Origin of the sequence: Amycolatopsis sp. NPDC026612 (genome assembly GCF_040638285.1) — a bacterium.
Classification (GTDB): Bacteria; Actinomycetota; Actinomycetes; order Mycobacteriales; family Pseudonocardiaceae; genus Amycolatopsis.
The window spans coordinates 29,674-54,357 of sequence record NZ_JBEZYB010000026.1; the positions used below are offsets into that span (position 1 = coordinate 29,674).

The 24,684-nt window shown below is 68.9% G+C and carries 23 protein-coding genes and 3 pseudogenes; 17 read left to right on the forward strand and 9 right to left on the reverse strand.

What is annotated here, in order from left to right:
• Nucleotides 1-33: 33 nt before the first annotated feature.
• The gene (locus AB0F15_RS23385; RefSeq protein WP_360273868.1) at nucleotides 34-1,293 is read right to left on the reverse strand and encodes an MFS transporter; all 1,260 of its coding nucleotides are present in this window, start codon (nucleotides 1,291-1,293) and stop codon (nucleotides 34-36) included.
• Between the two features lie 208 nt (nucleotides 1,294-1,501).
• On the opposite strand from AB0F15_RS23385, the pseudogene AB0F15_RS23390 reads away from it, so the two are divergent.
• Nucleotides 1,502-1,654: pseudogene (locus tag AB0F15_RS23390) on the forward strand (long-chain fatty acid--CoA ligase); the annotation flags it as partial.
• A 171-nt stretch (nucleotides 1,655-1,825) separates the two neighbouring features.
• Here AB0F15_RS23390 and AB0F15_RS23395 read toward each other — a convergent pair.
• Nucleotides 1,826-1,972, reverse strand: a pseudogene (locus tag AB0F15_RS23395) (transposase); the annotation flags it as partial.
• 211 nt (nucleotides 1,973-2,183) lie between these two features.
• A complete protein-coding gene (locus AB0F15_RS23400) occupies nucleotides 2,184-3,611 on the reverse strand; it encodes an IS66 family transposase (protein ID WP_360273871.1) in 1,428 nt (475 codons plus the stop codon).
• Between the two features lie 1,091 nt (nucleotides 3,612-4,702).
• Between AB0F15_RS23400 and AB0F15_RS23405 the strand changes: the two genes are divergently transcribed.
• From AB0F15_RS23405 to AB0F15_RS23445, 9 genes and pseudogenes are all read left to right on the forward strand, one after another.
• Entirely contained in the window at nucleotides 4,703-5,932 is a 1,230-nt protein-coding gene (locus tag AB0F15_RS23405; RefSeq protein ID WP_360274074.1) for a cellulose binding domain-containing protein, read from the forward strand.
• 306 nt (nucleotides 5,933-6,238) lie between these two features.
• Nucleotides 6,239-6,586: pseudogene (locus AB0F15_RS23410) on the forward strand (IS481 family transposase); the annotation flags it as partial.
• Nucleotides 6,576-7,052 (forward strand): hypothetical protein, encoded by a 477-nt coding sequence (locus AB0F15_RS23415; protein ID WP_360273874.1) that lies wholly within the window; start codon nucleotides 6,576-6,578, stop codon nucleotides 7,050-7,052. The pseudogene AB0F15_RS23410 and the gene AB0F15_RS23415, both read left to right, overlap by 11 nt.
• 135 nt (nucleotides 7,053-7,187) lie before the next feature.
• A complete protein-coding gene (locus AB0F15_RS23420; protein WP_360273876.1) occupies nucleotides 7,188-9,278 on the forward strand; it encodes a hypothetical protein in 2,091 nt (696 codons plus the stop codon).
• The gene (locus AB0F15_RS23425; protein ID WP_360273879.1) at nucleotides 9,275-9,793 is read left to right on the forward strand and encodes a hypothetical protein; all 519 of its coding nucleotides are present in this window, start codon (nucleotides 9,275-9,277) and stop codon (nucleotides 9,791-9,793) included. The genes AB0F15_RS23420 and AB0F15_RS23425 overlap by 4 nt, the downstream gene beginning before the upstream one ends.
• A gap of 305 nt (nucleotides 9,794-10,098) precedes the next feature.
• Nucleotides 10,099-10,515: a DUF6153 family protein gene (locus AB0F15_RS23430; protein ID WP_360273882.1), complete on the forward strand. Its 417-nt coding sequence runs from the start codon at nucleotides 10,099-10,101 to the stop codon at nucleotides 10,513-10,515.
• Nucleotides 10,516-10,575: 60 nt separating this feature from the next.
• Nucleotides 10,576-11,196 carry a DUF305 domain-containing protein gene (locus tag AB0F15_RS23435; RefSeq protein ID WP_360273885.1) on the forward strand — a complete coding sequence of 207 codons (621 nt, stop codon included), beginning with the start codon at nucleotides 10,576-10,578 and terminating at the stop codon, nucleotides 11,194-11,196.
• Nucleotides 11,197-11,281: 85 nt separating this feature from the next.
• Nucleotides 11,282-11,644, forward strand: coding sequence for a BlaI/MecI/CopY family transcriptional regulator (locus tag AB0F15_RS23440; protein ID WP_360273888.1), 363 nt, complete (start codon nucleotides 11,282-11,284; stop codon nucleotides 11,642-11,644).
• Entirely contained in the window at nucleotides 11,641-12,576 is a 936-nt protein-coding gene (locus AB0F15_RS23445) for a M56 family metallopeptidase (RefSeq protein ID WP_360273891.1), read from the forward strand. Before AB0F15_RS23440 ends, AB0F15_RS23445 begins: the two co-directional genes overlap by 4 nt.
• 28 nt (nucleotides 12,577-12,604) lie before the next feature.
• On the opposite strand, the gene AB0F15_RS23450 is transcribed toward AB0F15_RS23445, so the two are convergent.
• From AB0F15_RS23450 to AB0F15_RS23475, 6 genes are all read right to left on the reverse strand, one after another.
• On the reverse strand, nucleotides 12,605-12,880 hold the full coding sequence (locus AB0F15_RS23450; protein WP_360273894.1) for a CDGSH iron-sulfur domain-containing protein: 276 nt from the start codon (nucleotides 12,878-12,880) through the stop codon (nucleotides 12,605-12,607).
• 381 nt (nucleotides 12,881-13,261) lie between these two features.
• Complete coding sequence (locus AB0F15_RS23455) at nucleotides 13,262-15,532, reverse strand: heavy metal translocating P-type ATPase (RefSeq protein WP_360273897.1); 2,271 nt, start codon at nucleotides 15,530-15,532, stop codon at nucleotides 13,262-13,264.
• A 19-nt stretch (nucleotides 15,533-15,551) separates the two neighbouring features.
• Nucleotides 15,552-16,475: a hypothetical protein gene (locus AB0F15_RS23460; RefSeq protein ID WP_360273900.1), complete on the reverse strand. Its 924-nt coding sequence runs from the start codon at nucleotides 16,473-16,475 to the stop codon at nucleotides 15,552-15,554.
• Between the two features lie 27 nt (nucleotides 16,476-16,502).
• A complete protein-coding gene (locus AB0F15_RS23465) occupies nucleotides 16,503-16,709 on the reverse strand; it encodes a heavy-metal-associated domain-containing protein (RefSeq protein WP_360273903.1) in 207 nt (68 codons plus the stop codon).
• Nucleotides 16,710-16,734: 25 nt separating this feature from the next.
• Nucleotides 16,735-17,016 (reverse strand): metal-sensitive transcriptional regulator, encoded by a 282-nt coding sequence (locus AB0F15_RS23470; RefSeq protein WP_360273906.1) that lies wholly within the window; start codon nucleotides 17,014-17,016, stop codon nucleotides 16,735-16,737.
• Nucleotides 17,017-17,047: 31 nt separating this feature from the next.
• A complete protein-coding gene (locus tag AB0F15_RS23475; RefSeq protein ID WP_360273909.1) occupies nucleotides 17,048-17,563 on the reverse strand; it encodes a carboxymuconolactone decarboxylase family protein in 516 nt (171 codons plus the stop codon).
• 711 nt (nucleotides 17,564-18,274) lie between these two features.
• Between AB0F15_RS23475 and AB0F15_RS23480 the strand changes: the two genes are divergently transcribed.
• The 7 genes from AB0F15_RS23480 to AB0F15_RS23510 all read left to right on the forward strand — a co-directional run bounded on the left by AB0F15_RS23480 (nucleotide 18,275) and on the right by AB0F15_RS23510 (nucleotide 24,679).
• A complete protein-coding gene (locus AB0F15_RS23480) occupies nucleotides 18,275-19,327 on the forward strand; it encodes an NlpC/P60 family protein (protein WP_360273912.1) in 1,053 nt (350 codons plus the stop codon).
• Nucleotides 19,328-19,528: 201 nt separating this feature from the next.
• Nucleotides 19,529-19,870, forward strand: coding sequence for an NADH-quinone oxidoreductase subunit A (locus tag AB0F15_RS23485; RefSeq protein ID WP_360273915.1), 342 nt, complete (start codon nucleotides 19,529-19,531; stop codon nucleotides 19,868-19,870).
• Nucleotides 19,861-21,054 carry a hypothetical protein gene (locus AB0F15_RS23490; protein WP_360273918.1) on the forward strand — a complete coding sequence of 398 codons (1,194 nt, stop codon included), beginning with the start codon at nucleotides 19,861-19,863 and terminating at the stop codon, nucleotides 21,052-21,054. The genes AB0F15_RS23485 and AB0F15_RS23490 overlap by 10 nt, the downstream gene beginning before the upstream one ends.
• Nucleotides 21,047-21,976 (forward strand): complex I subunit 1 family protein, encoded by a 930-nt coding sequence (locus tag AB0F15_RS23495; protein ID WP_360273920.1) that lies wholly within the window; start codon nucleotides 21,047-21,049, stop codon nucleotides 21,974-21,976. Before AB0F15_RS23490 ends, AB0F15_RS23495 begins: the two co-directional genes overlap by 8 nt.
• A gap of 18 nt (nucleotides 21,977-21,994) precedes the next feature.
• Nucleotides 21,995-22,558 (forward strand): NADH-quinone oxidoreductase subunit J, encoded by a 564-nt coding sequence (locus tag AB0F15_RS23500; RefSeq protein ID WP_360273922.1) that lies wholly within the window; start codon nucleotides 21,995-21,997, stop codon nucleotides 22,556-22,558.
• Complete coding sequence (nuoK, locus tag AB0F15_RS23505; protein ID WP_360273925.1) at nucleotides 22,555-22,860, forward strand: NADH-quinone oxidoreductase subunit NuoK; 306 nt, start codon at nucleotides 22,555-22,557, stop codon at nucleotides 22,858-22,860. The genes AB0F15_RS23500 and nuoK overlap by 4 nt, the downstream gene beginning before the upstream one ends.
• Before the next feature lie 4 nt (nucleotides 22,861-22,864).
• The gene (locus AB0F15_RS23510) at nucleotides 22,865-24,679 is read left to right on the forward strand and encodes a proton-conducting transporter membrane subunit (protein WP_360273928.1); all 1,815 of its coding nucleotides are present in this window, start codon (nucleotides 22,865-22,867) and stop codon (nucleotides 24,677-24,679) included.
• The last annotated feature ends 5 nt before the right edge of the window (nucleotides 24,680-24,684 follow it).

Genomic DNA, 24,684 nt, shown 5'->3' on the forward strand with positions numbered 1-24,684 from the left:
GACCGGCGCGAAAACCGGTGTGGCTGGGCGGTGTTATTCGTCGCGAAGCGCGGCGGCGGGCAGGCGCCGCTGCAGTGCGAACAGCGCCACGATCGCGAGCCCGTTGAGGGCCGCGAGCGCCACCCAGGGCAGACCGTGCGCGACGGCGAACAGCGTGGTGAAGAAGCCGGGGCCGACGATCTCGGCCAGGGTGAAGGAGTACTGGAAGATCGCCAGGTACCGGCCCCTGGTCTCGGCCGGCGCCGCGGCCGCGGCGAGCCCTATCGACACGGGCGCGTGCATGACACTGGCGGCGGTGAAGACCACCACCGCCCCGATGAGCACCGGTATCCCCCACCCCAGCTGCCCCGGCACCAGCACGGCGAACAGCAGCGCCCACGCGACCCACAGCGCGGCCGCGGCCGCCAGGATCCCGGTCCGCCGGAACGGGCGCAGCCGCAGCACGACGGGCGCGGTGAGCAGCGAAACCGCGATCGTGTTGCCCACCAGCACGGCGGAGACCAGCCACGCGTCGGCGTCGAGGTGGATCACCACCAGGGTCGGCAGCGCGAGCGGCAACATCATGCCGGACAGCGCGAACACCACGTTGACCCCGATGAGCCCCAGGTAAGGACGGTCCCGCAACAGATCGCGGTAGCCCGCCGGCCCTGCCGCCCCGGGTTGCACGGGTCGCGGCGCGCGCACCACCAACGCGATCGTCACGGCCGCGATCGCGAAACACCCGGCCGTGCCGAACGCGATCAGCCGGAACACCTGCTCGCTGGTCTGCGGGTTGGCCAGTGCGATGCCGGTCAGCACGCCGCCGACGCCGAGGCCGCCCGTGCGGGCCATGTTCGACCAGCCGTACCAGTAGTCCTTGCTGCGTCCCCCGGAGGACCCGTCGACGTAGTCGGCGATCAGCGTGAACACCGAGGACCAGAAGAACCGCACGCCGAGCGCGGTCAGCACGGCGGAGACCAGGATTCCCGCAGGCCCGGTCACCAGGCCGGCCGCGAAGTAGCCGAGCGCCTGCAGGACCTGGGCCAGCACGACCAGCGGGCGGGCACCGTACCGGTCCGCGAGCGCGCCCGCGAACACCGGGATCGGCAGCTGCATGATGTTGGCGACGCTCAGCAGGACGCCGATGAGGATCAGCGGGACGTCGGTGATCTTGGTGAAGAAGATGAGACCGAGCGGCAGGAACAGTCCATTGCCAATCGAGTCCACGACGAGCGCGACGATGAGGACGGCGCCGCCTCGACTGCGAGGTGACGAACGCGGCGGAATGCCGGTGGTTGATTCCTCGATTGCCAAGACCCTCGAAACCTTTCTCTCGATTGACCGAACCGGAGACTACCGCCGTGGACCGCGGTTGCACACCGAATATGTTGCACATCGACCGACGTTGCCCCTGCCGCACAAGCGTTGCCAGGCTCATTTTCAGTCGATGAATTCCGCCGTGGCCCTTGCCACGAGCAGGTTATGCCACTTCTATCACCCCTGGGGAACAATGATCGAAGAAATGCTGCGGACCACGGCCGCCGCCGTGCCCACTCACGACGCGATCGTCCACCTCGACCGCAGGATCAGCTACGAGGAGCCCTACCGGTCCGTCCGTGCCGGCGCCGACGGGCTGCGCCTGCACGGCGTCGGGCCCGGCGGCACCGTGCTGCTGGCGCTGACCAACTGCCCCGAGTTCGTGGTGGTGTACTTCGCCACGGCGCTGCTGCACGCCAAGGTCTACGCGAACGCTCGTGGAATCAACGCTGATCACGAACTCGACGTTGTCCTCCAGCGTGCCCAGGGAGTCGTCTTTCACGATCACGTGCTCCAGGATCCGGTCCCAGGTCCCGTCCGCGGTCCACTTCCGCAATCGCTCGTGTGCGGTTTTCCACGGTCCGTAGCGTTCGGGCAGGTCACGCCACGGGGCACCGGTCCGCTCGTGCCACAGGATCGCGTTGATCACGTGGGCGGTGGCTGCGCCACCGCCCACCCCGCCGGCCGGTCTACGCAGGCAGCAGCGGCACGATCCTGGCCAAGGCCTTGTCTGTCAGTTCACCACGTCCGACCACGTCACATCATCTGCACACGATCATGAACAAGATCCGCAGGACACGCCCTAGTCTCGATGCGCACAGCTGGGGTTATGGGAAGTGTCCGAGGGGGACTCGAACACATGTTCGTAGCATCCCTGCAGTAACTGTTCAGGCCATTTCGACAATTGTTGGTAGCCAAGGGTTTCCGGTGATGGCGTCGCGGAGTGCAGTGATGATGTGGAGGCTGTTTTTGCGGGCGGTGGAGATGTAGCTGCGGACGCGTAGCCAGGCGTGGGCGCCGTGCTGGGTGCGCCAGCCGCCGGAGATCTTCAGCTGGGCTTTGATCATGCGTAGGTCGCGTTCGGCTTGGTTGTTGGTGAACGGGACGGTGAGGTCGCGGGCGAAGAGCAGCACTTGGTGCTGGTAGTCGCGTAGGCGCACCAGCAGGTTCCGTGTCTTGCTTTGCTTGCGGCCCCGATCCGGTGGGTGCAGCAGCAGGCCAAGATGGACGGTGCGGACGAACCTCGAGAGCAACGGATCGACGATATGGGCGGGGATGGCGTCCAGGCCGGCGTCGCGTGCGGTATGGGCAGCGGTGTTGAGCTGTTTGAGGGTCTTCATGGCGATTCTGGGCCAGGTGTGCTCCGGAAAAGCCTCGCCGGCCGCGACCAGCTCGCGCAGATGATGGGCGTTGCAGCGGGCGTGGTTGCGCCCGAAGTCTTGATACGACATCAGTCCGTCGTGGACCGCGACGCCGCGGAACCGGGTGAGGATCCCGAAGTCGTCCATCGCCTCACCACCACGCTGACGGTGAGGCAGGTAGGCGGTCAACAGGGGCGTGCAGGCGACGTGCAGCCACCAGTTCTTTCCCTCGACCCGGATACCGGTCTCGTCGAAATGCGCCACCGGCGCGGCCTGCAACGCCTGCTCGACCCGCTCGGCGAACTCGTCGAGGTTGGCGGCGACCGGGGTGAGGACACCGGCGACCCAGCCGGTCGACACCGGCAGTCCCAGCAGGTCCGCCAGCAGCTGCGCGGTCCGCGCGACCGGGATGTGCTGGTAGGTCAGCAGATAGATCGCCAACGCGGTCACGTTCGGTCCGTAGCAGGCGGGCGCGGTCGCCTCGGCCGGTCCGGGCGCGGTCGTGACCTGGCGGCATCCGCGGCACCGCAGCCGGTGCAGGCGGTGCTCGGTCACCGACGGGCGCACCGGTGGCAGGTCCACGACCTGGCGGCGGATCACCCCGGCACGGTCGGTGCGGCGCAGCCCCGCGCCGCATCCCGAGCACGCCGACGGTGCGTGGTCGACGATCATGTCCGGATTTTCGACCAGTGACAGGTTCGCTCCGGGCGTGCCGGGCTGTTTGCCCTGCTTGCGTCCGGACCTGCCCCGCAACGACTTCGGAGCGGGTTTGGCGAACCGGTCCGAGGATGGCGGCATCGAGGAGTTGCCCGAGTTCGTGCCCAAGCAGCGCTTGAGCGCGACGACTTCGGCCCGCAACGCGGTGATCTCCTCCCGCGCACGCGCGAGCTCCACGGCCTGCGCTGCGACCAGCGCGGCCAGCTCGTCATACGACGGACGAACACCCTCCCCCACAACAAGATCATCCCACAGTCCCGCTCACAGCCCGGAAAGGACCTGAACAGTTACCCCTGCACGGGATACGTGTTCACGACGAGGTCTGGCCGCGGCGACCGAGTTCGCCGTCGGCAGGGCGCTGACGCGTTCGCTTGGTGAACAGATCCAGGTCGACCGGCTCCAGGTGCCCCCGACGATGCCGAGCTCACGGTCGACATCATCTGTCTGCACAAGTGGGGCGTCGAGTTCGATGCAGTATTCGCAACAGAGTCGTTCCAGGTGCCTCCGTATTGTCAGGTGGAAATTGTCAGGTGGAACGCATGTATGGTCGCTCGGCACAATTTGTGCAGTTGAGCACTCGCCGCCGAGCTGCTCAGCGCGCCGCTGCCCCGACCAGATCGTCGGGCAGCACCCACAGCCGCGCGGCCTCGGCTCGGTTGGGGCGTAGCCAGCGGTGCCCAGTTCGCATGGGGACACGCCTGCGATGCGGTGATCACGACCGTGACACGGACAGCCCCAGATCGGCTCTGGCGAGCGCTCGGAGGTCTCGGTTCGATCGCGACCCATCGACCGATCGCGCTGAAACTTTCATCGGCGCGAGGCCACCGGCGTGGCGACCTGAACGGGCGGTCACCGAAGCGCCCGCCGGCGATCGTGCGTCGGCGGGCGGCGCCCCGGTGGCCGGCTCCGCCGGCGATCGAGCACGCTCAGCATTCCGGGAAAGCCGTGCACAGACGTGTTCGATCACCCCGCCGCCGTACCCCGCAGCGCGATAATTGCTTGCCTCCAAAGGATCCACTGCGAAAGTTTCGCGCGGCACGCCACGGCAGGCAGGCCGGTGGCGCACCGGCCGGACGATCATCCGGCTGCTTGCCGCACGGCCGGCCGGCTGCTATTGATAGAGCGCGAGCCGGACCGGGATCTCGTCAGGACAGCTGAAGTACCCGGGCAAGAAAGGGTTTCCGCAGCGCCTGCTGCGGCGCCTTCCCGGCAGAGCCGCCGGTCGGGCGGGCGGGCGGCGTCAACCGACATTTTCGGTGAAAGGTGCGTGGATCGTGAAACACAGCGCCGTTGCCGGGCCTATTGCCCTCGTGACAGCTCTCTTGGCCGTGCTGGCCGGTCTGGTGGTCGGCGGCGGCCTCGGTTTCCCCCCGGCGGCTTCGGCCGCCGCGGCGACCGCGGGCTGCGGGAAAGCCCCCGGGTTGGCAAACGGCAATCACACGATCTCCAGCGGCGGCCAGAACCGTAACTACATCCTGCGGATCCCCAGCAACTACGACAACAACCACTCGTACCGCCTGTTCGTCGGGCTCCACTGGCTGGGCGGCACGGCCAACGACGTCGACACGGGCGGGTCCGACGGCTACAACTGGTCCTACTACGGGCTGCGACGGCTGGCGGACAACGCGAACAACAGCACGATCTTCGTGGCGCCGCAGGGCAACAACAACGGCTGGGCCAACCCCGGCGGTCAGGACGTCACGTTCATCGACGACCTGCTGAACCAGCTCGAGGCGGCTTTGTGTGTCGACACCTCGCAGGTTTTCGCGGGCGGGTTCAGCTATGGCGGTGCGATGAGCTATGCGCTGGCTTGTGCCCGGCCGACGGTCTTCCGTGCGGTCGCCGTCTATTCCGGTGCGAACCTCAGCGGATGCAGTGGTGGCACCCAGCCGGTCGCGTACATCGGTATGCACGGCATCAGGGACAACGTCCTCAACATTTCGCAGGGCCGGTCACTGCGTGACACGTTCGTCCGGAACAACGGCTGTACGTCGCAGAACCCGCCTGAGCCGTCGCAGGGCAGCCTGACCCACATCGTGACCGCGTATTCCGGGTGCCGGGCGGGATATCCGGTCGTGTACGCGGCGTTCGACGGGGGTCACGACCCCGCTCCGCGGGACGGGTGCACCTGCAGTGGCTGGCAGACCTGGACCTCGGGCGAGGTGTGGAAGTTCATCACCCAGTTCAGCTCCTCGGTCCCGCCGACCTCGACCACGCCGACCACTACGACCACGCCGACCACTACGACGACGCCCACCACCCCGACCGGCGCCTGCAGCGCGAGTTACCGGACGGTTCGCTCGTGGGAGGGCGCTTACCAGGGCGAGGTCACGGTGACGGCAGGCAGCGTGGCGATCAACGGCTGGACGGTCGGCTGGACGTCCGGCGGCCCGGCCATCACCCAGGTGTGGAACGGAAACCTGACGACGTCCGGCGAGTCCGTCTCGATCGGCAACGTCTCGTACAACGGTTCGCTGCAGGCGTCCGCTTCGACCACCTTCGGCTTCCTCGCCAACGGCACATCGCCGACTGCCCCACCGCGCTGCACCAGCCCGTAGCCGACGCGCCATCGCCTACCTCCCTGCTCGTCGCGACGATGACGACGGCCGGACTCTCCTCGTCACCGGCACGGACAGCAGCTTCACCTCTTGCCAGATGATCATCGACCTCGCGTCGAACCAGGGCTGGTTGTTGCGGGTCATGACGTCGGTGACGGCTGATGGGGCCTGAGACGAGAGGACGGGTCTTTCGGCGGCAGGATGAGAAGTGCGACCAACTCGTCCGCCAAGCAGAAAGACCCGTCCATGCACCACCGTAATGCCCCGCTATCTGTCGAAGGCCGCCGCTGGCTCGTCGCGCGCTGCCAGACCCGCTTCATCGACCCGACCGGCGCCACCAACCGCGGCCCGAGGCGGATCATCGCTCGCTGGCCCGGGCACATGGTCCATCTCGACGTGCACTCCACCGTCGACGGCTACTCACGCCTGGCCTACACCGAAACCCTGCCCGATGAGAAAGCCCGGACCGCGATCGGGTTCATCCACCGCATCGTCACCGACAACGGCGCCTGCTACCGCGCCCACGCCTGGACCAGCGAAGCCCACCGCACGGCAACCCTCGCCGTCTGGAACATCCACTACGACTACCATCGACCACACACTGCCGCTGAAGATCAGCCACCAGTACAACGCGGGTCCTCGTGTGCCTGCTGAGCAGCCGATCTTGCCGGGCGATCTGGTGTTCTTCGGTTCCGGGCCGAGAGCGATGACGCATGTGGGGATCGCGGTCTCGGCTGAGGAGATGGTCGATGCGCCGGATCGGGGTCTGGTGGTTCGGGTCGAGCGGATCTGGCGGTCGAACTTCGTCGGCGCGTCCCCGCGCGGTAAGAAGACGATGCCGCGTGGCATATCCAGGGTCGGGACCGGATCACCCACCGGGTCGAGGTCCCCGGAAGGCCGGATCGTGAACACTGAGATGTTGTCAGTGCCCCCGTTCGTGACATACAAGGTGGGTGCGGCCGATGCGCTCGCCGACGCCGTTGGCGCCACTATCGCCTCAGCGACCAGAATCCGGCAACGGCGGCTGCCGCTATGGTCCGCCCGAACGGGCAGCCTGCGCTGCGCGTTCGCTCGGTCAGCCGGACGTTCCCCCGGCGTGAAAGGCCCCCTACCGTGTTAGCCGGGAATGTCCGCCCGGGAGCGGAGAACCATGGCGCAGAAGTTCGACCGGAAGGCCGAGGGGGAAGCGGGGCGGCGGGAGCCTCACCCGGCGTCTGCCCACGCCTCCGCGCCGCTCCCCCGCTCTCACGCGGGTTTGCTGCGGTTACAGCGGGCGGCGGGCAACCACGCCGTCGCTGGCGCGGTCCTCCAGCGGGTCCCGCAGACCGCCGTCCCGACGACGGCCGTGCACGAGGGCGCCGTGATCACCGCCGACGCCGCGCAGGTCGCCGAGACGCTGAAACAGCAGGTAGTGCTGAAGGGCTGGGACAGCGCACGCGGCTGGGCCACCCGGTTCATCAACATGGATATGACCGCGGAGCTGCGCTACGGCGAACTGGGCCCGGGAATCCCCCGCGACGTCCTGCGCCGGCTCCGGGACGTGCTGAACGAACAGCTCGACCTGTTGTCCGATCAGCGCAGGAGATTTCTGCTCGAATTCGAGCAGAAATCGGTGGTCAAGGCCGGAGAGGTGCTCACCTCGAGCGAAAGGGAAATCACCGGGCAGGTCACGGCGCTGGGCATCAAGGAGGACACGTTCCTCGGCTTCAAGACCGGTGGCTACGTCATGGACGGAGGAAAGTCCGGCGCGCTCAAAGCCGCTACCCAGGAGCTGATCACCAAACGCCGGGAGGCGGACAAGGTCGCGTCGGTCTATTTCAAGGCACGGGACGAGGCACGGGCGATCTTCGCGCGGAACTCCGCCCCGTCACTGGCCGAGGCCCTGCCGGAACTGATACTGCCGCCCGAACTGCACCGGCGGGTGGAGAGCACCAAGGCGGACGGGTTGCGTGTCGCGGGAGAATACGACGCGCTGGTCACCGAGAAGCACCGGGCGTTTCCGATCCTCGCGACCGTGACCAGCGGGCCCGACGCGCTCCAGCAGCTCATCGACCTGGCCGGACGCAAGCCCGACGACATGGCGATGAAGATCGCGCTGATCGCGCAGGAGAAGCTTGAGAACATCAAAACCGTCCGGGGCGACATCGGCGGCCGGTTCTCGGTGTGGAAGGAACCCCACCTGCGGGAGATGACCAAGCAAGAGGTCAAGGCCGAGTCGTGGCAAAGCCGGGTCATCGACGAGAAAGTCGCCGCCGTCGCCGCCACCGAGCAGAACACCCAGCTGATGATCGCGGCCATCGCCATCGGCCTGGGACTGATCGCCGCGATCCCCACCGCGGGCGGCAGCCTCGTCGTTGCCGGGGTGGTGACCGCCGCGGCGGTGGGCAGTATGGTGCTGTCGATCTACGGCGCGTACGAGCACTACGAGGACTACAAACTGGCCGCCGCCGCACAGGCGTCCAGCTTCGACAAGGCCAAGGCCATCTCGCAGGGCGAGCCTCCGGACGTGTTCTGGCTGGCCGTGGACATCGTGACCGCCATCGTCGATATCAAGGCCGCCGCCGGGGCGTTCAAGACGGTCAAGACACTGCTGGCAGAGGCCAAGGCCGCGCAGTCGGCGGAGAAGACGGCCGAGCTGGTGCAGGCCGCCCGCCGCGCGGGGCTGTCCGAGCAGACCGAAAGCAGGCTCGTCGCCGCCGCGATGGGTACCGGCGAGGACACCAAGAAGGTCGCGACCAGCCTCGATCAAATCCTGCAGGTGTTCAAGCGGGCTCGTAAGGTGGGCGGCGACGCCGAGCTGACCGAGGCGTTCCTCAAGGCGGCGGAGAAGGCGATGGCCCAGGAGAAGATCGCGTTGTACGCCGGCACCGCGGAAGAGAAGCAGGCGATGGTGCTCGCGCTGGTCCAACGCCACGCGAAGAGAGGGGTGAACGCCGGGAAACGGGCCGCCGAACTGAGCGCCCAAATCGAACGGGCGGGCGTCGCCGGCATCTACGACCCGGTCACCGACACGATCATCGTGAAGGGCAACAGGTCGGCGTCTTCGGTGGCGGCCACCCTGGCGCACGAACTGACCCACCAGAAGCAGAACCTCTTGGTGGGCCTGGAGAACATGGGCACGATGCATATGGAGTTCCAGGCGTTCTACGCGCAGCAGCAGTTCCTCCGGAACCTCAACCTCCCGCCTCACCGCGTGCCCAAGGGCTACGAGTGGCTGATGACCGCCGACAACGCCGCGATCAGCGCCCACGTCGCGGCGCGCTACAAGCTGGGCTTGGGACCGGTGACGTTCAAGAACTTCGACGAGTCGTCCGCCTGGATCATCAAGACGGTGAAGACCCAGTGAACGCCGACCTCAGCCGCCACCTGATCGCCGGCTTCCTGCTCCCCGCCGGCGAGGAGATCCTGGACGTGCGGGACGGCACCGCCGCGTCCATCGTGGAAACCTCCCGGACCGCTTGGCGGGTGGAACCGCTGCCGTCCGACGAGGGCTACCGGCTGTTTACCGCGGGCAAGGCCACAATGGACAACGGCGAACCCGTGGAAGCTTTCGCGGTCCTGCCCGACGGCCAGGCCTTCCGCCTGGGCGACGAGGAGCAGTTGCGGACCTTCCACCGCCAGGCCTCGCCCTCGCCGCTGGAAATCGCGAACCTGGTGGCGCAGTACGCGGAACCCCAGCCAGTGGCCCGTTTCCTCGATCCAGCCACCGCGCCCATGGTGTCGGGCAAGCAAGCCACCGTCCACACGTACTCGTGGCTGTACCCGGACGACGAAACCGAGATCCTCCTCCGCGAACGGTGGGACGTGGACACGGCCGACCCCCTGACCTGGCGTCGCACCGAGCTGGGCCCCTCGGCGTAAACCGTCCGTCACAGCACCGGGCGCTGTGACGGACGGGTGGTCCCGGGCAATGCTTCCGGGACGAGACACAGCCTCCGCCTCCGTCGCCGCCAGAAGATCCGCCAGAGGATCCTGTCCTGGTCGAAATCGATGCGACTGGCTGCGAGCTGGGGTTTTATGCGGCGGGTTGGTACTCGTTGAGCAGTCCTCCGAGGCATCGCCTGCGCTTGATCCGAAGATGCAGAGCGACGAGTCGCACTTGCTGCGTCGGTCCTCCCCCTCGCCGACGCAGTGAACCGGCTCGCACGATTCCTCGTGCAACGGTAGTGACGACGAATCGGTTCAGCAACGTGCAGCGGATCGTTCTGCTGTGCGTGCTGGCTTTCTGCGTCGTCGCGATGCATCACGTCAGCTCGACCTCCGGGATGTCGGATACCGCAGCGGCAACCACACACGCCATGCCCGTCGCCGGGATGGAGGCGGTCGCCGCTCCGCAGGTCGCCGCCTCCGGTGAACACGGACCGGGCATGCCTAGCGACATGCACGACATCCTGCATCTCTGCCTGGCCGTGTTGGCCGCGGCGGGCGCCCTCCTCGCGGCCGTCGCCGCCTTCCTGGCGATGTCACATCGCAAGGCATTGCTCCTTCAGATGACCGAGCCTCGCGGCTCACCACGTCGAGGGCGTCCGCCTGACAGATCCGGCCGGAGCATCCTGACTTCTTTGTGCGTATTGCGTACGTGATCGCCCCGCCTACACGGCCCCGTCGATTCACGTACCAACAAGCACAAAGAAGGATTTGTCATGCGCAAAACCGTCCTCATCAGTGGCATCGCCCTGGCTTCCACCGTGTTGCTCGGCGCCTGCAGCAGCAACGACTCCATGTCGGGAACGGACCACAGCTCGTCGGCACCGGCGCCATCGCCCTCCGCGCAGACGGCGGCCGAGCACAACGCCGACGACGTCACGTTCGCCCAGCAGATGGTCCCGCACCACAGCCAGGCGCTCGACATGGCGAAGCTCGTCCCGTCGCGCAGCACGAACCCGAAGGTGGTCGACCTCGCGAGCCGGATCGCGAAGGCCCAGGACCCAGAGATCCAGCAGATGCAGAGCTGGCTGACCACCTGGGGCGCCGGCACGTCCGGCATGCCGGGCATGACCCACGAGTCGATGCCCGGCATGGACCACGACATGCCGGGCATGATGTCCGCCGATGACATGAAGCAGCTCGAGGCCGCCAAGGGCACCGAGTTCGACAAGATGTGGCTGGGCATGATGATCAAGCACCACCAGGGTGCGATCGACATGGCCAAGACCGAGCTGTCCAAGGGCAGCAACGCCGATGCCAAGGCTCTCGCCCAGAAGATCATCGACGCCCAGCAGGCGGAGATCACCGAGATGCAGGGCTTGCTCACGCAGAGCTGATCACCGATCGCCGGGGCGGCAGGCGTTGCCCCGGCGATCATCGGCAGCCCGACGCGCAGGAAGTATCCTGGCTTTCGGAGGTGTCATGCTGGGTCTGGGCGAGCTCGAAGCGTCGGTGATGGACGTGCTCTGGAAGGCGGCGGAACCCATGCGGGTCCGCCAGGTGCTCGACGAGCTCAACCAGCATCGGGACCTGGCATACACGACGGTGATGACTGTCCTGGACAACCTGCACCGGAAAGGCCGGGTCACTCGCGACCTGGAAAACCGCGCCTACCACTACCGTCCCGTCACCACGCGGGCCGAAGCCACCGCGCAGAGCTTGCGGGAGGTGCTCGACTCCGTCGACGACCGCGAGTCCGTCCTGCTGCACTTCATCAGCACCGTCACCGAGGAGGAGTCGGACGTCCTCCGCCGGGCGCTGCGCCGGAAGCCGAGAAAGCAGTGATCCTCGCGGCTGCTCTGCTGCTCGGAACCATCACGATCGGCTGGTGGTCTCCAGTGCTGTTGAGCAGGCTGGCCGCGAGGATCGACCCGGGAACGGCGATCGTCTGGTGGCTGCTGACCGCCGTCGGCGTGGTCGCCGGGGCGATCGCCGCGGTGCTGCTGCTCGTGCTGCCGGGACACGGCCCCGCCGACGCGGTCATCGGAGTGCTCCACGACTGCTGGTCAGCGCTGAACCACGACGACGTTCCCGGCCTCGACCCGCTGGTCGGAACCGTCGCGGGCGCCGTCCTGGCCACCGCGCTCGGTCGGCTGGCGCTGGCTTCACTACGCCGCCGCCGACGGCGACACGTTCTGCATCGGCGCCATTTGACCGCGCTCCGGCTCGCCGGCACCCGCGACACCAGGCCGTTGCCCACGTTGTGGCTGCCGGAAGAGCAACCGATCGCGTACAGCCTCGGCGGCCGCCGGGCGCTGGTGGTCGCCAGCGACGGCCTCGCGGCACGACTGACGAAACGCGAACTGGGCGCGGTGCTGGCGCATGAACGAGCCCACGTCCACGGGCACCATCACCTGCTCATCGGCTGGTCGGAAGTACTCGGCCGGACGCTGCGGTTCATGCCGCTGATGCGGGAACTGCCTGGCGCGACGCGGCTGCTGGTGGAACTGGCCGCCGACCGGACGGCGGCCGCGCAGTGCGGACGCGAGCCGCTCCGCTCCGCACTCCGGACGATCAAGGCGGTGGACGGTCCCCGACGCGCCCTCGCGATGGCCGGCGGCGACACGGCGATCCGGTTGAGCCGACTCGACACCCGCTCGTCGCCACCGCGGTCGATGGCGTTGAGGACGGTCGCGGGCAGCATCGCCGCATTCCTCGCCCCACAGGTGATCGCGGTGGCACTGGTGCTGATCGCCGGGTTCGTAGCCTGCCGCTGATCGACCGGCAAACTTCTGTCCACGGTGTTCACTGCGCGAGGCGCGAGGCGCGAGGCGCGAGGCGCGAGGCGCCGTGCAGTGAACAACACACGACCTGTCGCCTCGAATTCGGTTCTGGCGTGTGCGCCGCGCAGAACGGCTTGTTGGCCGAGCGGCCACAACGACACAAGAGCTGCGTCCTGCCCGTGAGCTGGTACTCATTGCCCACGTGATCGACGACCTTGATCGGTCCCTTCACCTGGTACGGGCCGTTGTCGACGATCTTGATCACAACCGCCGGCTCGTTCTCCTGTTGTACGGCCACAAGGTCTCCTTCGAGGCGGTCCGCGGTCAGGCGACGATCTCGTAGCCTGCGCCGTTCACGGCTGCCCGCACTTTGTCGGCGTCGAGTTCCGCGTCGCTGAAGCCCGGCGACCATCATCGTCTTCGCATAGCCACTAACAATCGCCGGGGCGTACAAGCAGACGTCGACCACGCTGGCGACCAAATCGACATCGACGGTTCCACGTCGGCGAGCCAGCGAATAACCCGCACCACCGCCATGGCGCTGATCGAAAGGAATTCTTCGAGCACATACGTTGCCATCAGACGCCTTTTCGCCCTACCCTGGCGCCGGACCGGCACTGAGTCGCTCGAGAAACAACGGTCCGGCCCACCCGGTCGGGTGGCCCGGACCGCGCAGCGCTCAGGTCCGGTTCGGCTGAGCCGTCGATCGGGACGTGAAGCCGCGCAGCCGCAGGCTGTTGCCGACCACGAACACCGAACTGAACGCCATTGCCGCGCCCGCGATCATCGGGTTCAGCAGCCCGGCCGCGGCCAGCGGCAGGGCCGCCAGGTTGTACGCGAACGCCCAGAACAGGTTGCCCTTGATCGTCCGAAGCGTCCGGCGGGACAGCCGGATCGCGTCGGCGACCGCACGCAGGTCGCCGCGGACGAGGGTGATATCGCTGGCCTCGATCGCGACGTCCGTGCCGGTGCCCATGGCCAGCCCGAGGTCGGCCTGCGCGAGCGCCGGCGCGTCGTTCACGCCGTCCCCGACCATCGCGACGACCTTGCCTTCATCCTGCAGCCGCTTGACGACGTCCAGCTTGTCGGCGGGCAGCACCTCGGCGATCACCTCGTCGATCCCGACCTCGGCCGCGACAGCGTTGGCGACGGCCGTGTTGTCGCCGGTGAGCAGTACCGGAGTCAGGCCCAGCTCACGCAGCTGGGCGACGGCCTCGGCCGACGTCGGCTTCACGGTGTCCGCGACCAGCAGCACGCCACGGGCCGCGCCGTCCCAGGCCACCGCCACCGCGGTCTGCCCGCGTTCCTCCGCCGCCGCCTTCGCGGTAGCGAGGTCGTCCGGCAGCGGCTGGCTCCAGTCCTCCAGCAGCGCCGTACGGCCCACCAAGACCGCGTGCCCGTCAACGACTCCCTGCACCCCGAGCCCTTCCACGTTCGTGAAGTCCTCGACCGCGGGCAGGGTACCGACACGGTCCCGCGCCCCGCGGGCGATCGCGGTGGCGATCGGGTGCTCGGACGCGTCCTCGAGCGCGCCGGCCAACCGCAGCAGTTCGGCTTCGTCGACGCCGTCGGCGACGTGGATGTCGGTGAGTGTCATCCGGCCGGCGGTGACCGTGCCGGTCTTGTCCAGCACGACGGTGTCGACACGCCGCGTCGACTCCAGGACCTCCGGGCCCTTGATCAGCACGCCCAGCTGGGCGCCGCGCCCGGTGCCGACCAGCAGCGCCGTCGGGGTGGCCAGCCCGAGCGCGCACGGGCAGGCGATGATCAGCACCGCGACCGCCGCGGTGAACGCGGCCGCCGTACCGACATCGGTGCCGAGCCAGAAGCCGAGCGTCGCAGCCGCCAGCGCGATCACGATCGGCACGAACACGCCGGAGATCCGGTCGGCCAGGCGCTGAACCTGGGCCTTGCCGCTCTGGGCGTCCTCGACCAGCTTGGCCATCTGGGCAAGCTGGGTGTCGGTGCCGACGCGGGTGGCGCGCACGACCAATCGGCCGCCGGCGTTGACAGTCGCCCCGGTGACGGAATCGCCTTCGCCGACCTCGACGGGAACGGACTCGCCGGTGAGCATCGAGGCGTCGACCGCAGACTTGCCTTCCTCGACCACGCCGTCGGTGGCGATCTTCTCACCCGGGCGCACGACGAACCGGTCCCCCACCGCCAGCTCGGCGGTCGGGATGCGAACCTCGGCGCCGTCGCGCAGGACCGCGACCTCCTTCGCACCCAGCTCCAGCAGGGCGCGCAGCGCGGCGCCGGCGCGGCGCTTGGATCGGGCTTCGAAGTAACGGCCGGCGAGGATGAACGTGGTGACGCCGGCGGCGACTTCGAGGTAGATGTTGCCCGCGCCGTCGGAGGCGGCGATCGTCAGCTCGAACGGGTGCACCATGCCCGGTGTGCCGGCGGTGCCGAGCAGCAGCGCCCACAGTGACCATGCGGACGCCGCGAGCACGCCCATCGACACCAGGGTGTCCATGGTGGCCGCGCCGTGGCGGAGGTTCGTCCACGCCGCCCGGTGGAACGGCCAGGCGCCCCAGGTGACGACCGGCGCGGCGAGCGTCAGCGAGATCCACTGCCAGTACGTGAACTGCAGCGCCGGCACCATCGCCAGCAAGATCACCGGGACCGCGAGCACGGCGCTGGTGATCAGGCGCTGCCGCAGCGGCCGCGTGGGGTCGTCGACCTCCTCGGCTTGTTCGGGCTTCTCCGGTTGTGGCACGGTCGCGTGGTAGCCCGCGGCTTCGACCTGGGCGACCAGCATCTCCGGGTCGACACCCTCGGGCGCGTACACGCGCGCCTTCTCCGTGGCGTAGTTGACCGATGCGGTGACTCCGTCGAGCTTGTTGAGCTTGCGTTCGATGCGGTTGGCGCATGAGGCGCAGGTCATGCCACCGATCGCGAGTTCGATCTCGGTGACCGGTCCGCCGGTCGGGGCGGTGGTGCTGGTCATGATCGGCTCCTTTCGCGGTTCAGTGGCCGTGGCCGTCGGCGGGCGCCGACGCGGGCGCCGCTGCCGCCGGAGTCCCGGCGGTCGTGAGGGTGAATTCGGCGGTCCGCACGGCGCCGCCGTGTTGGAAGTCGAGGAACAGCCGGTAGGTCCCCGCGCTGGGAACTTCGGCGGCGAATTTGACGTGCGGCCCGGCGGCCGTCTTCCCGTCACCGGGTTCGCCCTCGGGGTGGACGTGCAGGTAGGCGAGGTCGCCTTCGCGCAGCGCGACCAGGTGCCCGTAGGCGCCGAGGTAGGGCTGCAGATCGGTCACCGGGACGCCGTCGCGGCTGACGGTCAGCGTGAGCGGCGACGTCTTCCCCGCCGTCAGGTCCCCGGCGAGCTCGACGGTGTAACCGTCGACCTGGGCCGTGCGGCTGGGCGCGTACACCGCCGGCCGGTAGTCCCCCGCGACGGAGAAGTCGGCGCCGAGGGTCAGCGACGGCCCGCCGGTGGGCGCGAAATCGGCGAACGCGCGGTAGGAACCTGCCGCCGGCAGGGTCAGCGGGACACTCCACGTGCCGTCCGGCGCCAAGTCCGGATGGACGTGCCGGAAGCCGGCGGTGTCGCGGCGGACCACGATCAGGTGCAACTGCTTCTCATGCTCGACGTCGTAGGCCGTGACGGGTTCGCCGTCGGGGCCGGTGATCGTGAACGAGAACCGGCCGGGCTCCGGAGTCGGGTCGGCGACCGTGAACGTGTAGCCGTCCTTGCTGGAGGCGAGCCCGCCCGGCAAGCCGTCCACCGGAGCGGCCATGCCGGCGTGCTCGCCACCCATGTCGCCGTGGCCGGGGTTTTCGCGGTTTGCGGCCGAGACCGGACCGACCGCGTTCCCCACGGCGAACCCTCCGGCTGCCAGCAGGACGAGCGCTCCGCCGAACCCGGCGAGCCGTGCTGTGGTGTTCATGTCTGCTTCCCTCGCGTGAAGCCGGGTCTACCCGGCGAGCTGGTAGCCGGCCTCCTCGACGGCGGCGCGAACCTGCGCGTCGTCGACCGGCCGGTCGCTGGTGACGGTGACGGCCCCGGTGGGCAGGTCGACGGCGACGTCGGTGACACCGTCGACGGCGCCGACCTCTTCGCTGACCGAAGCCACGCAGTGCGAGCAGGTCATGCCGGTGACGGTGTAGCTGCTGGTGGTCATGGCGTTCTCCTTCGTGGATGACGGGTCAGGACTTGACGAGACGTGCGATGGCCGCACTGGCCTCGGCGACCTTGGTGTCGGCGATGTCGCCGCCCTCCGCAGCTGCCTGCGCAACACAGTGCCGCAGGTGGTTGTCGAGCAGCCCCAGCGCGACGGCTTCGAGAGCCTTCGTCGCCGCGGAAACCTGCGTGAGCACGTCGATGCAGTACTTGTCGTCCTCGATCATCTTGGCGATGCCGCGGACCTGGCCTTCGACGCGTCGCATGCGCTGCACGAAGGCGTCCTTGTCGCCGCTGTAGCCGTTCATATATTGAATATACCCCTAGGGGGTAGGGGTTTCAAGTGAGCTGGGTCTCGTCCACCCCGAGCCCGACGAGCAGGTTGAAGCTGCCGGTCAGCTGGTTGAGCGCGACCAGGGCGACGAGATCCCCGAGGATGCGGTCGCTCCAGCCGCACTCACGGATCGAGGCGATGTCGGCGTCTTCGATCGACGACGGCTCAACGAGCAGCCGGACGGCCAGGGTCACGAGGGCCGCTTCCCGGCCGTCCATCGACGTGCCCTGCCGGGCGAGTTCGATGTCGGCATCGGTCAGCCCGGCAGCGCGCGCGGCATCGACGTGCGCAGCGAGGCAGCGCGGGCAGCCGATCCACTCCTGCACCGCCAGGGAGATCTTCTCGGCCAGCGCACGCGGAATCTTGATCCGCTTGACCGCCCGCGAGAGATCCAGGTAGCCCTGCAGCAGCGCCGGCGAATGGGCCATGACACGAACCATCTCGCCGGCGTCGCCGTGCCGCTGAACGATGTCGCCGAGCAGTCGCCCGGCCGACGGATGCGCCTCTTCGGGATCGAGCACCTTCAGTCGCGGCACGAAGTACCCCGCTTCGAAGTAGGCCGAGAGGCAATGGAAGCCGCGTGGGCAGCCCGCAGCGCGGTCATAGCACAGCCGAGCACGCAGACGACGACCGCACGGGCGGCCGGCGAACGGACAGCACGGCGGAGGCGGCCATGGTGAAAGGGTTGTGATGCCACGAATCCTCCCGGCAATTACCCTATGGGGGTATACAAGGTTTTACACCCGGCACAGGCGCCAACGCAACCAGCCGCCCGGCATCGGCGAGTGCCGGCCACGCGCATCGGCCGGCGAACCAGAACCGCAACGGCCAAGATGAACCAGTGACGGTGATGCCGATCACTCGTTCAGTACCAACGATAACTGGTAGTACTAGGGCAGATAGCAGACTGTCACAGACGTCTGCGCGGTTCCCCGGCCTGACCAGCGATGAAGCGGAAGCCCCCGAATTTCTTTCCCTGAAAGGTAGACGTCGCCGACATCTTTTCGTAGCCTGTCCGAGATCTCGCGGCGTTGCCGTCGACCGGACGGCGACGCGGGATCGCCGCCGGGCATGGCTTTGCCGGGAAGCCGGAAACCGGAAACACACCGCGCGCATCACCTGTTGCGGAAGAGCACGGCCAGATGCGCGTCGGGACAGCGAGCAGAGGATCCCCCGGCCTCTTCGTCCCAGGTGCCGGCCGGCGGGCGACGAGCAAAGGAGATCCGCGCGACGTGCAGTCGCATCCCATCAGGCGCGTGGTTTCAGGTGTCCTGGCAGCGACCTCGGTGATCCTCGTGGTCACGGTCGCCCAGCCGACGGCCGACGCCGCCCCAGTCCCCTTCCTGCAAGCTCCGCCCAGCGGGTCGGATGCGCTGGCCAAGTACCGCGAACTCGCGGAGCAGGCCGAGAAGCTCAACGAGGATCTTCTCAAGGCACAAGCCGACCTGACGACCAAGCAAGGTGAACTCGACAAGGCCAGCAACGACGTCAACGCGGCGAAGGAACAAGGCGCCAAGGCCACCGAAAACCAGAAGAAGTACCAGACCGAGGTCGACAAGTTCGCCGGAGCGTCCTTCACCAGCGGTGTCCAGCTGAACAAGCTGTCGGCCCTGCTGTCCGGAACGTCCACTCAGGACTTCCTCGACCGGTCTTCGGCGCTCGAAGTGCTGGCCACGGACAAGAACGCCGCGATGAACAACCTCACCGGCGCCGTCCAGCAGGCCACCGACGCCACGAACAAGGCGTCGGACGCCGCGAAGCGGGCGCAGGACGCACGCGACGCCGCGGCGAAACTGACCGAGGACATCAAGGCCAAGCAGAAGACCCTCAACGACCAGATCGAGCAGGTCAAGGCCGCAGACAAGAACCTGAGCGCCGCCGACAAGGCACTGCAGCGGGACACCGGCGGCAAGGCTCCCAACGTCAAGGCTCCGACAGCGGCGGCGCAGACCGCGGTCAACGCGGCGCTGAGCAAGCTGGGCAGTCCGTACGTCTGGGGCGCCACCGGGCCGGGCTCGTTCGACTGCTCGGGCCTGATGCTCTGGGCGTACGCGAAGGCCGGCATCACGCTGCCGCGCAACTCCGCGGCCCAGGCCCAGTACGGCACCCCGGTGCCGCGCGACCAACTGCAACCCGGCGACCTCGTCGCGTACTACTCCCCGGTCCACCACATCGGGATGTACATCGGCGACGGGAAGATGGTCCACGCGCCGACCAGCGGCGACGTCGTGAAGATCTCGCCACTGCAGAGCCAGTACACCGGGGCCACCCGGCCCACGGCCTGATCTCGAAGAACAGAACCGGGCGGCATCGCACACCCGCGATGCCGCCCGGTTCTGCGTCCGCGCCACCTGACCACGAAGAAGAGCACGCCGACAGTGCTGAATAGCCTTACCCCCTAACCGTATGTATGATCTGTTTTCGGGCCACTCCAACGAGATCAGCCTGCTAAGCTTCCTAGTAGATCGATAAGCCGAGGAGGTGTCGTGCAAGGTGCGCTCGTAGCGCTCGTCGGCCTCCTCGCGCTGGTCGCCGCGGTCTACGGCGTCGCGAGGTTGGTTCGGTTGCTCCCGGCGGCTCGGGACGTTCTGCCGTTCCTCTCCGGCGGCTCCCCGGCCGAGCACGCGGTCTCCCGGTACCACGTCCGGTGGTACACGATCACGATGGTCTTCCTGGCCTTCGACATGGAAATGGTCTTCATGTACCCGTGGACGCTCGTCGTGGCGGAGGTCGGGACGACGGCTGTGGTCGAGATGTTCGCGTTCCTCGCCGTGCTGTTCGCCGGGGTCTGGTACGCCGGGCGCGAGGGCGTCTTCCGATGGACCTGACGGCTTGGCTGCTCGGCCGGACCCCGGTCCGGCCGCTGGTCGCCACGACAGTCGGCGGGACCGGCGCCCGGCTTGCCGTCGAGCAGGAGATCCGCCGACGCGGTTGGCGGCCCGCACTGAACCCGGCAGAAGCCAATCTGCTGATCGTCCCGGGTCCCGCCGACCCGGCAATGGCCCCGTTCACCAACGCGGTGTGGCAGCTGATCCCGGCGCCTCGTGTGCGGCTCGATCTGGTGGACGCGTCCGAAGTTGCGTCCGCCCTGTCCAGCGCCGAGCGGCGGCTGCGCTCGCCGGAAGAGCAACGCTCGGCGGCCACCGAAGACACGGTCGCGCTGAACGCCGAGCATCATCACACTCCCGCGATCGAGGCGCACCACGCGGCGCCGGGAAGCCACGACGACCAGCAGCACTCTCACCACTCGGGCCACGGTGACACCGAGCACAGCCGGCACGAGGGGCACGGGTCGCAGGACGAGCACGCCGACGGCAGCCACTCCGGTCAGATGGCCCACGGCCACCACCACGGGCACGACATGAGCGGCATGGAGATGCCCGGCGGCATCCCGATGGCCGACCGTGCCGACGACCGCGACGGTCTGAAGCTCGACCGGCTGACCGTGCCGCTCGGACCGGTACTCCCGGCGTGGCCGGCCGGCCTGCTCGTGCACGCCGTCCTCCAGGGCGACGTCGTGCAGGAGGCGGTGGTCGAGACCGTGCTGACCCCGGCCCACGGGACGGCCGCGTTCTGGGACAGCCTGGCTTCCGACCGGATCAGGATCGCCGCGCGGCGGCTGGACAGCTGCGCACGGCTGCTGACCGTCGCCGGCTGGGAGCACGCCGCCGTCACGGCTGCCCGGTTGCGGGACAACCTGCTCTCCGAGCAGGAACCCGGCCCACGGTTCGCGCGCTGGGCGAAGCTGGTCCGCCGCTCTCGGGTCCTGCGGTGGTCCTTGACCGGCGTCGGCATCCACGCGGACTCCGGCGACGCCCTGGACCGCCTGACCCGCTGGATCGACGAGGCCGAGGCCGCGATCGACGGTACCGCGAGCGCGGTCGACGAGGACCCGGCCGCGGTCCTCGACGCGTTGCCGGGTCTGCTGGCCGGCGCCGAGTTCGCGACGGCTCGCCTGATCGTCGCCAGCTTCGACCCCGACCTCGAGCGCGTGCGGGTGACCCATGGTTGACGAACTCCCCTGGTGGGGCGGCCTCCTACTGCCGATCGTGCTCCTGGCCCTGGCCGGGGCCACCGCGTCGTGGGACGCGGTCCTGCACGACCGGGCAAGCGGTGGCCCCGGTTGGCGAGCGTCCATGACGCTTCCGCTGCGCGAGGCAGGCGGGCTGCTCGTCCAGCAACGCCGCCGGACCCTCGCCGCGGATGTCCTCCTGGGCCGCGGCGGCGCCCTCGCGCTGCTGCTGGCCGCCGTGCTCGCGTCGCTCGTGACCCCGCTCGGGCACTGGGCGGTGGCGGACCTGTCGATCGGGATCGTCTGGTTCAACGCGATGGAGGTCGTCGCCTGGGCGGCGGTCTGGCTGGTCGGCTGGGGTGCGAACTCGGCGTATGGCCTGGTCGGTGGCTACCGGTTCATCGCGCAGGGCTTGGCCTACGAGCTGCCGCACATGTTCGCCCTGATCACCGCGGCGCTCGGCGCCGGCTCACTGCGGGTGGCCGACGTCGTGGCCGCGCAGAGCTCGGTGTGGTTCGTGGTCTGGATGCCGCTCGCCTTCGTCGTCTACTTGGCGTCGGTGCTCGCCATGGCGTTCTGGGGGCCGTTCGACCAGCCGGTCGGCGCGGACGCCGCCGGGGGTGCCGCCGCCGAGCTGTCGGGAGTCGACCGGCTGGTGTTCACGGCTGCCCGGTGGCTGCTGCTGACCTCGGGCGCGGCGTTCGCGGTACCGCTGTTCCTCGGCGGGGGCGCCGGCCCGGTCCTGCCCGCCTGGCTGTGGTCGCTGGCGAAAACCCTGGCCGTGCTCGCACTGCTGGTGTGGGCCAAGCGCCGGATCCCCACGCTGCGGATGGAGCGCTACCAGGAGATCGCCTGGATCGTGCTCATCCCGCTGACCCTCGTCCAGGCCCTCGTGGTCGCCGTCGTCGTCCTCGCCCGCTGACGAAAGGAGCACCGTCGCATGTGGACACAGATCGTCTTCTGGGCGTGCGCGGCCGGCTCGGTAGTGACCGGCGTGGCGGTGTTCCGGGTGGACTCGATGGCGCGCGCGACGTTCGCGCTGCTGCTGTCCTTCCTCTTCGCGGCCGGCACGATCCTGCTGCTGAACCTCGCCTACCTCGGCGTGCTCGTCGTCCTCATGATGATCATGGAGATGGTCGTCATGGTCGTGTTCATGCTCATGTACATGATGAACCCGGCCGGGTTGATGCCGATGACGATGGTGCACAACCAGAAGGGCTCCCTCGCCATCGCGGGTGGGGTGTTCGCCGCGCTCGCCGCCGGCATCCTGCTCGTCCCCTGGCCGACGTCGGACCAGCCACGACCGGCAGACCCGACGCGCGCGCTGGGCGAGGCGCTGATGGGCTCCAAGATGCTGGTGATGATGGTGCTCGGGCTGTGCCTGTTCGCGACGATGGTCGCCACCGTCGTACTGGCCACCCACCGCGGCCGGTACGACCGCTACGGCGACGCTCTCCGGGCGAAACGGCCGGAGGACCCGGTGCGAGGAGGCTTGGACCGTTGACGCTGCAGGAGTATCTGCTGCTGGCCGCGGCGCTGTTCAGCGTCGGCCTGTACGGCGCGTTGTCCCAGCAGTCCATCGTGATGATCATGATGGGCCTGGAGCTGATGGCCAACGCCGTGATCGTCGGCGGGGCCGCGTTCTGGTACTTCGCCTCCCCCACCCGCCCGGACGGCCAGGTCGTCGTCCTCGTCGCGGTGACGCTGATGGCGGTCGACATGGCGATCGGATTCGCCGTGACGACCGCGATCTTCCGCCGCCGCGACGTCGACCTGACCGACTCCGCCACGGACCTCAAGGGCTGAGCCGATGACGCTGTGGCTGCTGATCGCGCTGCCCCTGGTCGCCGGGACCGCCTTGCTGGTCACCGGCCGCCCCGCCGACCGCGTCGCCCCCGCGACGGGTGTCGCAGCCGCGGTCGTGTCCGTCGTGCTCGCGATCGTCGCCGCGATCACCCGCCCGGAGGTCTCCGCGCCGTTGCTGGCGGGGCTGCGGATCGGCCTCGCCGTCGACGGGCTGTCCGCGGTCATGGTGCTCACCGTGACCGCGGTGCTGGTGGCCGTGCTGGTGTTCGCAGCCGGTGAGTTCGACTCCGAGGAGTCCCGGGCCCGCTTCCACGGCCTGATGCTGGTCTTCGCCGGCGCCATGCTCGTCACCGTCACCGCCCGCGACCTCGTGGTGCTGCTGATGGCCTGGGAAGTCATGGGCGCCTGCTCGTACGCCCTGATCGGATTCTGGTGGCGAGAAGACCACCGCGTCGACTCCGGCGCCCTCGCCTTCCTCACCACCCGCACGGCCGACCTCGGGTTGTACCTCGCGGCCGGGGCCGCGCTGGCAGGCGGCGTCAGCGGGCTCACCTTGGCCGGGCTGCCGGCCGCGGCGGAGGGCTGGCGTGACGTCGTGGCGGCCGGGATCGTGCTGGCCGCCGCCGGGAAGTCCGCGCAACTGCCGTTCAGCTTCTGGCTCTCCCGCGCGATGGACGGCCCGAGCCCGGTCTCGGCGCTGCTGCACTCGGCGACCATGGTCGCGGCCGGGGCGTACCTGCTGATCCGGCTCGAGCCGCTGCTGGCGTCGACGGCGTGGGCGTCCACTGTGGTGGCGTGGCTCGGCGTGGTCACCGCGCTCGTGCTCGGGGCGATCGCGGTGGTGCAGCGCGACCTCAAGCAGGTCCTGGCCGCCTCGACCTGCTCTCAGATCGGGTTCATGGTGCTCGCCGCGGGCGCGGGTGGACCCGCCGCCGGGGCCGGGCAGCTCGTCGCGCACGCGGCGACCAAGAGCCTGCTGTTCCTCGGCGCCGGCGCTTGGCTGGTCGGTCTGGGCACCAAGGACCTCCGGCGGCTGGAAGGCGCGGCACGGCGTTATCCGCTACTTGGCGTCGTGTTCACCATCGGGGCGCTCACCTTGGCCGGGGTGCCGCCGTTGTCGATCTGGTTGAGCAAGGACGCCGTCCTGGCCACGGCTTTGGCGGACTCGACGGCGTTGTACGTCGCCGGCTTGGCGGCCGCGCTCGTGAGCGGCGCTTACGTCGGCCGTGTCCTGGCGATCGTGTGGAAACCGGCCGACCCGGCCGCGAATCCGTTGAGCCGGCTGCTGCTCTGGCCGTTGCCGGTGCTCGCGGCGGCCGCCGCCCTGCTCGGGATCGGCGGCCTGCCGGTCCTGGCCGATCGGTTCTCGCGGCTCATCGGCGGCCCGGCGACTCCGGCGCCGACATGGTGGGAGCTGGCCGCGTCCGGCCTGGTCGCCGTGGCCGGAGTCGTGGCCGCCGCATCGTGGCGGCGCTCGTCCCCACGGCTGGGTGTGCTCGCCGGCTGGCTGCACCTGGAGCGAGCCGCGCAAGTCGCGGTCGCCCGGCCGGTGGAGCGGCTGGCCGCGGGCCTGGCCCGGTTCGACGACCGGGTGGTCGACGGCGGCGTGCGCGCCGCGGCGGCGACCGGGGCGGCCCTCGGGCGCTTGGCGACGCTGCGCGTCGAGGTCTCGATCGACGCCGTCGTCCGCGGGATCGCCGCCGGGGCGCGTGCCCTCGGAAGGCAGGCGCCGCGCCCGCAGACCGGGCAGCTGCACCACTACTACGCCCAAGCCGCCGTCGCGCTGGGTGTGCTCGCCGTGTTGTTGCTGGTTCTCTGACGAAC

Bases quoted from the DNA above. Each gene is read 5' to 3' on its own strand.
- AB0F15_RS23435 (WP_360273885.1), top strand. From the start codon at position 10,576: ATGCGCAAAACCGTCCTCATCAGTGGCATCGCCCTGGCTTCCACCGTG.
- AB0F15_RS23440 (WP_360273888.1), top strand. From the start codon at position 11,282: ATGCTGGGTCTGGGCGAGCTCGAAGCGTCGGTGATGGACGTGCTCTGG.
- AB0F15_RS23455 (WP_360273897.1), bottom strand. From the start codon at position 15,532: ATGACCAGCACCACCGCCCCGACCGGCGGACCGGTCACCGAGATCGAA.
- AB0F15_RS23460 (WP_360273900.1), bottom strand. From the start codon at position 16,475: ATGAACACCACAGCACGGCTCGCCGGGTTCGGCGGAGCGCTCGTCCTG.
- AB0F15_RS23465 (WP_360273903.1), bottom strand. From the start codon at position 16,709: ATGACCACCAGCAGCTACACCGTCACCGGCATGACCTGCTCGCACTGC.
- AB0F15_RS23470 (WP_360273906.1), bottom strand. From the start codon at position 17,016: ATGAACGGCTACAGCGGCGACAAGGACGCCTTCGTGCAGCGCATGCGA.
- AB0F15_RS23490 (WP_360273918.1), top strand. From the start codon at position 19,861: ATGGACCTGACGGCTTGGCTGCTCGGCCGGACCCCGGTCCGGCCGCTG.
- AB0F15_RS23495 (WP_360273920.1), top strand. From the start codon at position 21,047: ATGGTTGACGAACTCCCCTGGTGGGGCGGCCTCCTACTGCCGATCGTG.
- AB0F15_RS23500 (WP_360273922.1), top strand. From the start codon at position 21,995: ATGTGGACACAGATCGTCTTCTGGGCGTGCGCGGCCGGCTCGGTAGTG.
- AB0F15_RS23510 (WP_360273928.1), top strand. From the start codon at position 22,865: ATGACGCTGTGGCTGCTGATCGCGCTGCCCCTGGTCGCCGGGACCGCC.